The organism is Rhodococcus phenolicus, assembly GCF_001646785.1.
Classification (GTDB): domain Bacteria; phylum Actinomycetota; class Actinomycetes; order Mycobacteriales; family Mycobacteriaceae; genus Rhodococcus; species Rhodococcus phenolicus.
Genome location: NZ_LRRH01000089.1, coordinates 1 through 12461 on the forward strand (window position 1 = coordinate 1; position 12461 = coordinate 12461).

The 12461-nt window shown below is 71.0% G+C and carries 13 protein-coding genes and 1 riboswitch; of the genes, 1 reads left to right on the top strand and 12 read right to left on the bottom strand.

Features of this window, described 5'->3' with window-relative positions; genetic code table 11:
- Window positions 1-1016 (top strand): Stk1 family PASTA domain-containing Ser/Thr kinase (locus A8G15_RS22970; RefSeq protein ID WP_156665527.1); only part of this gene is annotated, 1016 nt, incomplete at its 5' end.
- Between the two features lie 72 nt (window positions 1017-1088).
- Here A8G15_RS22970 and A8G15_RS22975 read toward each other — a convergent pair.
- From A8G15_RS22975 to A8G15_RS23030, 12 genes are all read right to left on the bottom strand, one after another.
- Window positions 1089-2474: a class II 3-deoxy-7-phosphoheptulonate synthase gene (locus A8G15_RS22975; RefSeq protein ID WP_068165126.1), complete on the bottom strand. Its 1386-nt coding sequence runs from the start codon at window positions 2472-2474 to the stop codon at window positions 1089-1091.
- 58 nt (window positions 2475-2532) lie between these two features.
- Window positions 2533-3024 carry a polyadenylate-specific 3'-exoribonuclease AS gene (locus A8G15_RS22980; protein ID WP_068165077.1) on the bottom strand — a complete coding sequence of 164 codons (492 nt, stop codon included), beginning with the start codon at window positions 3022-3024 and terminating at the stop codon, window positions 2533-2535.
- A gap of 90 nt (window positions 3025-3114) precedes the next feature.
- The gene (locus A8G15_RS22985; RefSeq protein ID WP_068165128.1) at window positions 3115-3891 is read right to left on the bottom strand and encodes a lysophospholipid acyltransferase family protein; all 777 of its coding nucleotides are present in this window, start codon (window positions 3889-3891) and stop codon (window positions 3115-3117) included.
- A 130-nt stretch (window positions 3892-4021) separates the two neighbouring features.
- A complete protein-coding gene (locus A8G15_RS22990; RefSeq protein ID WP_068165078.1) occupies window positions 4022-5002 on the bottom strand; it encodes an ROK family protein in 981 nt (326 codons plus the stop codon).
- 16 nt (window positions 5003-5018) lie between these two features.
- Window positions 5019-5414, bottom strand: a complete 396-nt coding sequence (locus A8G15_RS22995) for a hypothetical protein (protein WP_156665528.1) — start codon at window positions 5412-5414, stop codon at window positions 5019-5021.
- A complete protein-coding gene (locus A8G15_RS23000) occupies window positions 5411-6649 on the bottom strand; it encodes an ArsA family ATPase (protein WP_281180745.1) in 1239 nt (412 codons plus the stop codon). Before A8G15_RS23000 ends, A8G15_RS22995 begins: the two co-directional genes overlap by 4 nt.
- Complete coding sequence (locus tag A8G15_RS23005) at window positions 6646-7083, bottom strand: SRPBCC family protein (protein ID WP_068165132.1); 438 nt, start codon at window positions 7081-7083, stop codon at window positions 6646-6648. The genes A8G15_RS23000 and A8G15_RS23005 overlap by 4 nt, the downstream gene beginning before the upstream one ends.
- 86 nt (window positions 7084-7169) lie before the next feature.
- Complete coding sequence (locus A8G15_RS23010) at window positions 7170-7574, bottom strand: polyketide cyclase / dehydrase and lipid transport (protein WP_068165083.1); 405 nt, start codon at window positions 7572-7574, stop codon at window positions 7170-7172.
- A 42-nt stretch (window positions 7575-7616) separates the two neighbouring features.
- Entirely contained in the window at window positions 7617-8744 is a 1128-nt protein-coding gene (locus tag A8G15_RS23015; protein ID WP_068165084.1) for a glycosyltransferase family 4 protein, read from the bottom strand.
- Window positions 8745-8880: 136 nt separating this feature from the next.
- A complete protein-coding gene (locus A8G15_RS23020; RefSeq protein ID WP_068165086.1) occupies window positions 8881-10215 on the bottom strand; it encodes a hypothetical protein in 1335 nt (444 codons plus the stop codon).
- Window positions 10216-10270: 55 nt separating this feature from the next.
- The gene (locus tag A8G15_RS23025; RefSeq protein ID WP_068165088.1) at window positions 10271-11317 is read right to left on the bottom strand and encodes a C40 family peptidase; all 1047 of its coding nucleotides are present in this window, start codon (window positions 11315-11317) and stop codon (window positions 10271-10273) included.
- A 158-nt stretch (window positions 11318-11475) separates the two neighbouring features.
- Complete coding sequence (locus A8G15_RS23030) at window positions 11476-12054, bottom strand: C40 family peptidase (protein ID WP_068165089.1); 579 nt, start codon at window positions 12052-12054, stop codon at window positions 11476-11478.
- An 11-nt stretch (window positions 12055-12065) separates the two neighbouring features.
- Window positions 12066-12232: riboswitch (cyclic di-AMP (ydaO/yuaA leader) on the bottom strand.
- Window positions 12233-12461 lie beyond the last annotated feature (229 nt).

Genomic DNA, 12461 nt, shown 5'->3' on the forward strand with positions numbered 1-12461 from the left:
CGGCCCCCGGCCCCGCCGCGCCCGCGCCCGTGCCCGTGCCCGTGACGACGCAGCACACCCGTGCCGTGACCCAGCAGCAGCCGCGCGAGTTCGCGCCGGCGCCGCCGTCGCGGCCCGACTACGCGCTCGAACGGCGCACCCAGCGCCGCAGGACGCTCGGCTGGATCGTCGCGATCCTGGTCGTCGCGCTGCTCCTCGGCTACGGCGGATGGTGGCTCGGTGCGGGTCGGCTGGCCACGGTGCCGACGATCACCGGGCTGGACAGGGCCGCTGCGGTGACCGCGCTGGAGGCCGCGGGTGTGCCGAACGAGATTCGCGGTGAGTACTCCGACGAAGCTCCGGTGGACGCGGTGCTTGGTACCGACCCCGTCGCCGGTGAACGGGTCGGCGACGGGGAGACGGTCGCGCTGCTGGTGTCGCTGGGCAGGCCTACCGTGCCCAAGCTGCCCGGCGGGGGCGACCGCGCGACCGTTGAGGACGAGCTGCGCCGGCGCACGTTCGAGCCCGTCGACGGCGGCACGGCCTTCAGCAACACCGTCCCCGAGGGCGGGGTCGCCGCCCTCGATCCGGGCCCCGGTACCGAGCTGGCGGTCGGTTCGCAGGTGAAGGTGATCGTCAGCAAGGGCTCCGCGCCGGTGGAGATGCCCGACGTGTCGGGCAAGAAGCCGGACGCGGCGCGGTCCCAGCTCGAGGACGCCGGTCTGACCGTCGTCGACACCAGGGAGGTCTTCGACCCGAACGTCGAGGCCGGCCGGGTGTCGGGGACCGATCCGGCGACGGGCACCGAGGTCGGTGCCGGAAGCAGCGTCACCCTGCTCGTGTCGAACGCCGTGAAGGTTCCCTCGCTCCTGGGGCGGTCGGTGACGGCGGCCCGCAACGAGCTCGAACGCCTCGGCTTCGAGGTCGAGGTACGTCAGGTCGCGGACACGGACCGGTCGGTGGTGATCGGGCAGAGCCCCGGTGCCGGAGACCGGGTGGAACCGGGCGGCACCGTGACGTTGACCGCTCTCCCCTGATCGCGGACGGCTCCCCCGTGACGAGCCGGCCCCGGCGCGCGTGCGCCGGGGCCGGGACGTCGAGGGCTCGCGTCAGCCGCGGAGCATCTCGGCGACGAGGAACGCCAGTTCGATGGACTGCTGGGTGTTCAGGCGCGGATCGCAGGCCGTCTCGTAGCGGCCGTGCAGATCCACGTCGGAGATGTCCTGGGCGCCGCCGAGGCACTCGGTGACGTTCTCACCGGTGAGTTCGACGTGGATGCCACCCGGATGGGTGCCCAGCGCGTTGTGCACCTCGAAGAATCCCTGGACCTCGTCGACGATGCGGTCGAAGTGACGGGTCTTGTAGCCGGTGGACGACTCGTGGGTGTTGCCGTGCATCGGGTCGCACTGCCAGATCACCTGGTGACCGGTGGCCTGGACCTTCTCGATGATCGCGGGCAACAGGTCGCGCACCTTGGAGTGCCCCATGCGCGAGATCAGGGTCAGCCGGCCAGGCTTGTTGGTCGGGTCGAGCCGTTCGACGTACTCGGCCGCCTGGTCCGGGGTCGTGCTCGGTCCGATCTTGAGGCCGATCGGGTTGGAGAGCAGTTCCGCGAAGGCGATGTGCGCGCCGTCGAGCTGACGGGTGCGGTCGCCGATCCACAGGAAGTGGGCGGACAGGTCGTACAGGCGCGGGTGGCCGTCGGACTCGTCCAGGCGCAGCATGGCGCGCTCGTAGTCGAGCACGAGAGCCTCGTGGCTCGCGTAGATCGTCGCGGCGCGCAGGTTCGGGTCGACGACGCCGCACGCGTCCATGAAGCGCAGGCCGCGGTCGATCTCCGAGGCGAGCGCCTCGTACCGGGCGCCGGCCGGGGATTTCGACACGAACTCCCGGTTCCAGTCGTGGACGCGGTGCAGGTCGGCTTCGCCACCGGAGGTGATCGCGCGCACGAGGTTCATCGCGGCGCTGGCGTTGGCGTACGCGCGGACCAGGCGGGACGGGTCGTGGTGACGGACCGACGCGTCGGCCACGATCGAGTTGACCATGTCACCGCGGTAGGACGGCAGGCCCAGCGCGTCGGTGTCCGAGGAGCGGGGCTTGGCGTACTGCCCGGCGATCCGCGCGACCTTCACGACCGGCAGCGACGCACCGTAGGTGAGGACGACGGCCATCTGCAGCAGTGTGCGGATATTGCCCTTGATGTGGGGTTCGGTGTTGTCGGCGAACGTCTCGGCGCAGTCCCCGCCCTGCAGCAGGAAGGCTTCGCCGCGGGCCACAGCGGCGAGCTGGTCCTGCAGCTCGACGACCTCGCGGGGCACGGTGATGGGCGGCACGCTCTCGAGCACGGTGCGCATCGCCGACGCCTGGTCCTGCGGCCAGTTCGGCTGCTGCAGCGCCGGCTTGGCGAGGGCGGCGTCGAGCTGCTCGCGCATCTCGTCCGGCAGCGGGGGCAGTTCGGGCAAGCGGTCGATCGGCACGTCGACAGTCCAGTTCACGCCCACCAGGATATTGCCCTTTGCGGCCGGAGGTCACGCACCCCCGAAACCGGGGAGTTCACCGTGTGCGGCGGGCCGCCTCGATCGCCTCGAACTTGGCAAGGTTGTGGCGCGCGTCGGCGAGCGCGTCGTGGTTGTCGTCGGGCACCGGGGGCAGCAGCGGGCGTCCGTGCTGTTCCCAGTGCTGGCGCAGTTCGCGGGTGAAGCGCGGCAGGGAATCGGGCAGCTCGGGCATGGTGCCCCACAGCTGCGCGAGGACGACGTGGTCGTAAGCGCCGATCCAGGCCCACAATTCGGGCTGGATACCGGGCCTGGGGATCAGGAACGCGAGCAGGTCGTCGCGGATCTTCGACCGCGACTTCCACGCGGGGTGCGCATCGGGGGGAAGTTTCGGCAGCACGTTGCGCCGCACCCAGGGTCCGGCGCGCTCGGGATCGAACTCGGTGGACACCGCGTAGAACTCACGGCCGTCCTCGCAGGCAACACCGATCGACACGAGCTCGATGGTCCGGCCATCCTCGATGAACTCGCAGTCGTAGAAGTAACGCACGTGCGGACATTATGCCCGATGGGTGCGGGCGGCAATGCTTCGGCTCGGGCTTTCCGGTCCCACCGAGCCCGGCGGCTGCCCTGGCCGGTTTCAGCCTGCCTGCGTGTCGGGGAGCCGGTCTGCGTCGGGAACCGCGGGCGGCGGTGTGGTGGTGTTCTCCTCGGCGCCCGCCGCGGCGGAGGCGGTCTTCGGCTCGGTGGTCTTCTTCAGGGTCGCCGCGTAGATGTCGACGTACTCCTGCCCGGAGAGCTGCATCAGTGCGTACATCACCTCGTCGGTGACGGTGCGCTCGACGAAGCGGTTGCCGCCCATGCCCTCGAAACGGGAGAAGTCGATCGGTTCCCCGATCCGGACGGTGATCTTCGCCGGCCGCCACATCTTCGAGCCGATCGGGTTCATCTTGTCGGTCCCGATCATCGCGACGGGAATGACCTTGACACCGGTTTCCAGGGCGAGGCGCGCCATCCCGGTCTTGCCCTTGTACAGCCGGCCGTCGGGCGAGCGGGTGCCCTCCGGGTAGATGCCGAGCAGCTTGCCCTGGTCGAGCACCCGCACGCCCGCGTTGAGGGCGTCCTGCGCGGCGTCGGCGCCGGTGCGGTCGATGGGGACCTGGCCGACGGCGGAGAAGAACCAGCGTTGGAAGCCTCCCTTGAGGCCGGTTCCGGTGAAGTACTCGCTCTTCGCGAGGAAGGTGATGCGGCGGCGCACCATCAACGGCAGGAAGAACGAATCGAGCACGGCCTGATGATTACTCGCGAGAATCGCCGCGCCGTCCGACGGAATGTTCTCTCCGCCTTCGATTTTCGGGCGTCCCATCAGAGACAGCAGCGGCCCCAGCAGAACGTACTTGAACAGCCAGTACCACATGGCTTCCCTTCCTGATCCCGCCCGCACCACCACGACGCGCTTGACGATCGACTCTACGTCCACGCGGTGTCGGCGTGCACACTGTGGCCGTCGCACACGCGGGGTCACACCGGCGGACGTGACCAGCATCTCAGTCGGAGGGGCCGATCCGGCCGGCGTGGGACGGCCCCCGCGCGAGGTCCGCCGCCCCGATCAGACCCGCCGAATCTCCCAGGTGCGCGGCACGGATCCGCGCGAGCGGGCGGTGCCCGGCTCCGGTGAGCGAAGCGGCGTAGTGGTCGCGGGCATCGTCGAGGAACAGCGACGCCGAGCCGGACACGCCCCCGGCGATCACGACGAGTTCGGGATCGTAGATATCCGCGACGGCCGCCAGTCCGATGCCGAGCCAGCGGGAGAACTCGGCCATCGCGGCGACCGCGAGGGCGTCCCCGTCCTGGGCGGCACCGGCGATACGGCGGCCGGTGAGCGACCCGGGATCGGCGGCGGCCTCGCGGGCGAGCAGGGACCGGCCGCGGACCGTGGGCAGCAGATCGACCGCGGTGTCCACGAGTGCGGTACCGCTGCAGTACCGCTCCCAGCATCCGCGTTTGCCGCAGGCGCACGCCCGGCCGTCCGGAACCAGCTGCAGGTGCCCGAGTTCCGGAGCCACCCCGTGCGCGCCGCGGTAGATGCGTCCGTCGAGGAGCAGCGCCGCCCCGATGCCGGTGCCGATCGCGACGAGGACCACGATGTGTCCACCGGCTGCGGCACCGAACCGGTGTTCGGCCCAGGCCGCGGCGTTGGCGTCGTGTTCGAGGACGACCGGTAACCCGAACCGGTCGGTGAGCCGCTCCGCGACCGGCGCGTCCACCCAGGCCAGGTGCGGCGCGAACAGCACGGTGCGGCGATCGACGGCGAGGAAGCCCGCGACGGCGAGTCCGACCGCTGCCACGTCGTTCCGGCCGGCCAGGTAACGGACCGCGCGTTCGAGCGAGTCCTCGAGTGCCTCGGCCGAGGCGGGGGTCGCGGCACGCACCGAGTCGACGATGGTTCCCGAGCCGTCCACGACCGCGGCACGGATGCTGGTGCCGCCCACGTCGATCCCGATCGTCAGCCGTTCCGGTGCTGCCATCTCGATTCCCCGAGGTTCAGGGGCGGATCGTGACCGGGATGGACACGAAGCCGCCACCTCGGTCCGTCGGTCCGGGCGGCGGAGCCGGGTCCGGCCCGGCGGGACCGGCGGGGGGCGGCGGAAGATAGCGGGCGAGCAGTTCGCGGATCAGCGCGATGATCGCGGCGATCTGGGTGGCGAGCCGGGTGAGCAGCTCGTGGGGTTCGCCGCGCACCAGTGCCCCGAGCGCGCAGACCGGGCACCATGCGCAACCGCCGGACGGCCCCGTGTCCCCCGCCCCTGCGGCACCGGTGTCCTCCGGGTCGGGGTGCTGCGCGGCCGCATACTGCTGGACGGCAAGATCGACGCGGTCGAGGACGGCCTCGGCGAGCAGTCGCAGTTCGGCGACGAGGGCGTCGTGTTCTGAACTCACTGCGGCCACACCGCCGGATCCGGCACGAACCGTACGAGCAGGTCACCGCCGTCGAACTCGGCGCCGGACACGGTACAGCGCCGCAGACCCGAGGCGAGGCGGACGCGACGGCGGATCCCGTCCGCTCCGACGACGAGATCGTCGTCGACGCGACCCAAGGTCAAGGTCGCCGGATCTGCCAGCGGAAGATGCATCCGCATCGTGTACACCGAATCCACCCCCGTCCCCGATTCGTGCTGCACCCGCACCGGGTCCGTGTCGTCGGCGTGCGCCTCCCGAAGGTCCCGATCCTCCCGGCACAGCGCCTGCGCGAACATCCCGAGAGATGTCAACCCTACCGGTTCCGTGGCGAGGCGTTCGCATTCGAGGACCGGGACGTTCCCGAACGTGGAGACGATCTCGGCGAGGACCGCCCGCTGTGCCCTGCGCTGCGCGTCGAGCCAGTCCGCGGCGGACCCGGTGCCGGCACCGAAGTCGGGGACGAGGCCGTTGACGATCACGCTGTCGAGGCGCAGCCCGGACAGCGCCGTCCACGACCGGAGCCGGCGCAGTTCGGCGGCGCCGACCCGGTCCGCGGTTCCGACGAGGGTCACCGACGTGCGCGTCCGGTCCGCGAGCAGATCCCGGATCTCCCCGATCCGGTCCAGCATCCGGTCGAACAGCGCCACGACGAGTCCGAGGCGCAGATCAGGGCCGGTGGCTGCCTCGATGCGGCTGTGCTGCGGCCAGATTCGTTCGACATAGTCCGCTGCCATTCGCGGCGCCGCCAGGGTGCCGAAGGCCGCGGACGCCGACGGGCAGTCGACGACGACGGTGCGCCGCGGGTCGTCGGCGACGAGCCGCGCGATCTCGTGGAGGGCGAGCACCTCCTGGACGCCCGGCATCCCGGTGATCTCCTCCGGCGCGGGCAGCGCGAACCCGGCGGAGTGCTCGTGCCCGGCACCCGCCGCGGCGAGAAGCGTCGTCAATGCCGCGAAACGCCGTTCCAGCAGGGTGAGCGAGTCGATCTCCAGGATGTCCAGCCCGTCGGTGACGGACCGGATCACGCCGGGCGCGCGCTCGAGCCCGAACACGTCCGCGAGCGCCGGTGCCTGGTCCAGCGACACCAGCAGCACGGGGCGCTGCGGGCTCGCGGTCGCGACCGCGGTGGCCGCGGCCAGCGTGCTCGTCCCGGCGCCGCCCTTGCCGATGAACAGCCGCAGGCGGGTCGCGGGGTGGTCTTCGTGCCCGCTCAGCCCTCGACCTGCTTCTTGAGTTCCTTGAGCGCGGTGTCGGTGATCACCTTCTCGGCCTTGCGCTTGAACAGGCCGATCATCGGGATGGTCAGGTCGACCGTCAGTTCGTAGTCGACGGTCGTGCCGCCGTCCGGTGCGTCCGACAGCGCGTACGTCCCGGACTGCGCCTTCTGGATCTCGCCGGATTCGAGTTCCCAGCTCACCGAACGCCCGTCCGGTGCCCACACGTACCGCAGCACGTAGGTGTCCTTCACGATGCCCGCGTCGAGCACGAACCGGACCCGCTCGGCGCGACCGTCCGGGAATGTGTCGAGCACCTCGACCGATTTCGCCGCCTCGACCCAGGTCGGGTACTCGTCGAAATCCGCGATCACGGACATCACCCGATCGGCCGGAGCAGCGATGGTGATCGACCGCTTGGTCTTCTCGGCCATGCGATGACGCTTCCTTTCCGTCTGTTCCGCCCGGCCCCACATCCCCGGGACGGTTGTCTGTCCCCACACCGTAACGGTCGCGGCCGTCACCGACCGATCGGTCGGTCCTGCGGGGGCTCTCCCGCGGCCCGGCCGGCCTCGAGTTGCCGCTTGATCTCGAAGGTCATCTTCTTTCCGGCGACCCGGCGTTCGTGGTTCAGTGTCGCGAGATCGAGCTGCCCGACCCGGTCCGGCGCGACACCGGTCGGCTCGCAGTGCAGGAAGTAGTGGACGATCGCGCCGTCGAGCATCTCCTCGAGCCACACTTCCATCGTGCCGTTCAGCGGGCCGGTGACCGCCCAGCGAATTCCCTTCTCGCCGCGATCCTCCCGGACCGTGAAGGCCAGATCGGGCCACCAGGCGCGCCACCGGTCGGGCCGCGCGACGGCCGCCGCGATGTGCTCGGGCGCCGCGGCGATGAAGGTCTGGTCCGACACCTGAATGCTGCTCACGGGGACAGCTTCACATATCGCCGCGCCCGGCCCGCTGCGGGGTCAGCCGAGTATCCGGCGCAGCTTCGCGCCCAGGGTGTCCCATCGCCACTCGGCTCCCACCCAGGCCCGGCCGGCGGCGCCAATCGCGGCGGCACGGTCGCGGTCGGCGAGTACATCGGCGATCGTGTCGGCGATCTCCGAGACGTTCGTGCCGTCGACGACCCGGCCGGTTTCCCCGTCCCGCACCGTCTCGGGGGCGCCGCCGGATCGTCCGGCCACGACGGGGACACCGGTCGCGGACGCCTCGAGGTAGACGATGCCGAGCCCTTCGACGTCGAGGCCTGCGCCGCGGGTCCGGCAGGGCATGGCGAAGACGTCGGCGACGGTGTGGTGCGCGGCGAGTTCCGCCGCGGGGACTCCGCCGGTGATCACGACGTGCTCGTCGACGCCGACCTCCCGGACCAGCTCGCGCAGACGACCCTCGTAGGGGCCGCCGCCGACGATCACCAGCACTGCCCCGTCGATGCGACGGCGGATGCGCGGCAGCGCGCGGATCAGCATGTCCTGCCCCTTGCGGGGTACCAGCCGGGACAGGCACAGCACGGTGGGCCGATCGCCGAGCCGGTATCGGGCACGCAATTCGGCGCGGGCGGCCGGATCGGGCCGGAACACGTCGGTGTCCACGCCGGAGGGCAGATGCTCGAGGCCGGCATCCGGCCCGAACGCGGATGCGAACCGGCCACGGGTGTACCGGGAGACGAACGTGACGGTGTCGGTGCCGTCCCCGATCCGACGCAGCGCGCCGCGCGCGCCGGGCAGCATCGACCACCCGACCTCGTGCCCGTGGGTGCTGGCCACGATGTTCCTGGCCCCGGCACGCCGGAGTACCGGAGCGAGCAGGGCCAGTGGTGCAGCGGCCCCGAACCAGACACTGTCGCAGCCGCGCTCGGTGAGCAACCGGGTCGCGCGGCGCGCCACCATCGGGGTGGGCAGCATCAGGGTGGTGGGGTGGCGCACCACCTCGAACGGCTGCCGGGCATCGAACTTCCGGTGACTGTCGCCGCGCCACCGGGGTGCGTAGACCACGAGGTCCTCGGCGGGCAGTTGCGCCGCGAACGACTGCAGGTAGGACTGGATACCGCCGGGTCGGGGCGGAAAGTCGTTCGTCACCAACAATGTTCGGGGCATGACGCTCACCGTATCGGTGCGGGGCCGACGGTCGCGTGAGCGGGTCACCGTGCGAGCACGCCGAACGTCACCGTGCGGGCACGCCGAACGTCACCGTGCGGGCACGCCGAACGTCACCGCGCGAGCACGCCGAACGTCACCGTGCGGGCACGGCGAGGCGGGCGTCGACCCAGCTCCCCCACGCAGCGACGAATGTGCCGGTGTCGGTGCCGAGCACGTCCCCGAGCGCGGCGTCGAGCCCGGCTCCTTCGATCGGACCGCGGGCGAGACGCCGATACAGTTCGGTCAGGCGCGCGGGACCGTAGTCGTCGGCGGTGTAGGCGGCGAGCGACCATGCCGTCTCGTAGGCGAGCAGTGATCGTTCGCCGGTGAACTCGGCGTCGTCCGGCAGCGCGGCCGGGGTACCGTCCCGGCTCACGGTGTCGGCGAGGGTCGGTGCCGTCCGGCGGAGATCCTGGTCCGTACCGCGGTACCCGATGTAGTCGGCGTATCCCTCGAGCATCCACAGCGGTGAGCCGTCGACGGTGTGTGCCCGGGCGGCGACGTGGGTGAGTTCGTGCCGTAGGACGGTGCGCAGGCCGTCGTCGGTGAGCCTGTCGCCGGCGGCCGGACTGAAGACGATGCGCTGTCCGGTGACGCTGCCCGCGCGTGGATCGACCGCGTCGGACACCGCGACCGCTGCGATGCCGTCACCGTTGTGGCGGTCACCGACCTGCTGCGTGAACTCGTCGTGGGAGGCGGTGACGAGCACGAGACCGCGGCGCGACCAGTCTTCTCCCCACACCTGGTCGACGGCGTCGACCGCCGATTCCATCTCCCGCGCGATGGCGTCGATCAGATCCTTCTGTTCCGGATGACCGATCACCAGCGATCTCGTGCCGGCGGGTCGGTCGACGGGCTCGACGACGAGGGGTCCGAAGTCCCACGGTCCGCGCCACGTGTCCCGGCCGGGTCCGGGTTCGTCGTCGACGAGGTGCCAGCCGTCGTCGCGGCGCACGACGACGACGGTGACCGGTTTGCGGGTGGGTCCGGGATCGATTCCGTCGATCGCGTAGCGCAGGTAGACGCTGCGGGTCTGCGCCTCCGCCGAGCCGAGCCGCGCGGCGATGCCGGGCGCAACGGGCGCGGCGGGGTCGGGGCTCAGCTCGTAACCCCAGTCGGCGAGCGGGACCCGGGACAGCGCGTCGGCCCTCCGCAGTTCCGCGTCGAGGAGGCCGGGGCGGGCCTGTTCGTCGAGGACCGTGCGCAGCGTGTCCGGGTCGGCGCTCCGGACCGCGGCCGCCCATGTGTCCAGCAGTGACTGGAGTTCGTCGCGTTGTGGGTCGGCCGCTCCGGGTTCCGGGTTCGCGGCCTCCGGAGCGAAGAGCACCAGCAGCGTGACGACGGCTACGACACCGGCGAGCCCGACCGTCGCGAGCCGTTCCCAGCGCCGGGGCGCGGACTGTCGCGTCGAGGGTGAGGATCCGGGCACGGCGGAAAGTGTATGCCGCGTCCCCGGTGAGCAGTGATGTCAGCCGAGCGGGTTCTCAGTAACGCCGGGCGCTGTGGAACGGGAAGCTGTCCATCGACTGGATCTTCACGGGAACACCGAACGTCGACGCGTGCACGATGTTGCCGTCGCCGGCGTACAGGCCAACGTGGGACGCGTCGTCGTAGAAGATCACCACGTCGCCGGGCTGCAGCTGGTCGCGCGAGACGGGGGTGCCGCCCTGGGCCTGGGCCTGACTGGACCGCGGCAGGTTCTTGCCGACCTGCCGGTATGCCCACACCACGAGCCCGGAGCAGTCGAACTGGTCCGGACCGGTTGCGCCCCACACGTAGGGGTCGCCGATGCGGGTCATCGCGGCCCGGAGGGCGGCGGACCCGGTTCCCGGAGCGAGCTTGGACAGGACCGTCGCGGCGTCGAGGCCGGGCGGGAAGGGGGTGCCGGCGAGCACGGCCTTCTCGTCGTCGCTCAGCTCGGCGAACGCGGCGTACACGTCGTCGATCTGCTTCTGCAGGTCGGCTCGCTGCCGCTCGAGGTCGTCGCGCAGTGCCTGTGCCTGCTCGGCGGCGGCCCGGGCGGCATCGGCGGAACGTTCGGATGCGGCTGCGGCCTCCGCCGCTGCGTTGTTGGCGACGCGGTATCCCTCGACGTCGTCGGAGGTCTGCTGGGCGATGACGCCCAGCGCCGACATCTGGTCGAGCAGTTGCTGTGGGGAATCGCTGACGAGCACCGAGTACAGCCGGTTGGTGCGGGCGCCGCGGTAGTTCGCGGCCGCGAGCTTGTCGATCGTGGGCCTGAAGCGATCGACCTCGGCCCGGGCGAGGGCGAGCACGTCGCGGTCGGCGGCCAGGCGCGCGTCGGCGTCGTGTTCCGCGTTCAGTTTGGCATCGAGATCGATGCCGGCGTTGTGGATCGCCTCGTTGGTCTGTTCGGATCTGCGGGACAGATCGGCGAGGTGTTCGAGGGCGGCGGTGGGATTGTCGACGGCCGGGTCGGCGACCGCGGGAGTGGCGGTCAGGCCCACTGCGAGGAGTACCGCGGCTGCGAGCCCGGTGCGCAGCGTCCGCTTCGTCCAGTCGAAAACCACGAGAGCGACGTCCTTTCCCCAAAGATCTCGATCAGGTTACGGAACGGCATAGGTTTGTGTCTACCCGGCAGTAGCCGCGGCCACCGGATGCGGAAACGCCGCGAGGGTGGTACCGGCTCGGAAGCCGGACCACCCTCGCGGACCGATTCGCTACGCGGTCAGAAGCGGCGCGCGCCGTCGACCGGCATCGAGTTCAGGGGCGCGATCTTCACCGGCTGACCCGAGGTCGAGGCGTGCACGATGTTGCCGCCACCGACGTAGATGCCGGTGTGGCTGCCGCCGTAGAACGAGACGACGTCGCCCGGGAGCAGCTCGGCGACCGACACGGCGCGGCCCGCGCCGGCCTGCTCGTAGCTGGTGCGCGGCACGTTCAGGCCGGCCTGCTTGTAGGCCCACTGCACCAGTCCGGAGCAGTCGAACGAGCTCGGGCCGGTGGCGCCGTAGACGTAGGGCGCTCCCAGCTTGGTCTGGGCGGCGTCGGCGGCGCGCTGACCCACCGAGGTGAAGGGCGCGGTGAACTGCGCCGGCGCGGCCTCCGGAGCCTGGGGAGCCGGAGGGATGAGGTTGGTGATCTCCGGCGGCAGGGTGACGCCTGCGGGCAGCTCGACGTTGCCGATGCCGGGGATGTTGATCGGGTCGGCCAGTGCGGGACCGGCCGAGAGGGTCACTGCGCCGAGCGCGAGGGCTCCGGCGACGACAGCGCGACGAACGTTGCGCGTGGACTTGTGAGACGCCACGGGGGTGTTGCTCCTTCTTCCGTCATCCGCCGACCGAGTTAGCTGACGGGTTCGGGCCGGGAAGATCAGCCCTACCCCTCGGCCGCTGGCGCGACCGGAGGGGATTCACCCCAGGTAACGAGTGGGTCCCCGGCACGGGCACCCGGTCTCGGGTGCGCCGATTAGGCGGTGGCCTAGCGGCTCCGGCCCGGTGGGCCGGCAAACTCTCCGCTTGGTCTCGAGAAGATTACGAAACGGCATCGGCAGATGTCGACCGTGCCGCGCGACGAATGACCGTTTGGACCGTTTTGAGTAAGTCGCGACCTCCGCCCGGGCCAGCTTGATCACGAACCGGTAACGACCCGGCGTCGTAGACCCCCGGAAACCCCGTCCGCGGCAGAAGAACCCGACCCGGGCGGCCGAACCGC

What these genes read in the sequence shown, in the direction of transcription:
- A8G15_RS22985 (WP_068165128.1), bottom strand. Translation starts at nt 3,891, where the DNA reads ATGTGGTACTGGCTGTTCAAGTACGTTCTGCTGGGGCCGCTGCTGTCT.
- A8G15_RS22990 (WP_068165078.1), bottom strand. Translation starts at nt 5,002, where the DNA reads ATGGCAGCACCGGAACGGCTGACGATCGGGATCGACGTGGGCGGCACC.
- A8G15_RS23005 (WP_068165132.1), bottom strand. Translation starts at nt 7,083, where the DNA reads ATGGCCGAGAAGACCAAGCGGTCGATCACCATCGCTGCTCCGGCCGAT.
- A8G15_RS23015 (WP_068165084.1), bottom strand. Translation starts at nt 8,744, where the DNA reads ATGCCCCGAACATTGTTGGTGACGAACGACTTTCCGCCCCGACCCGGC.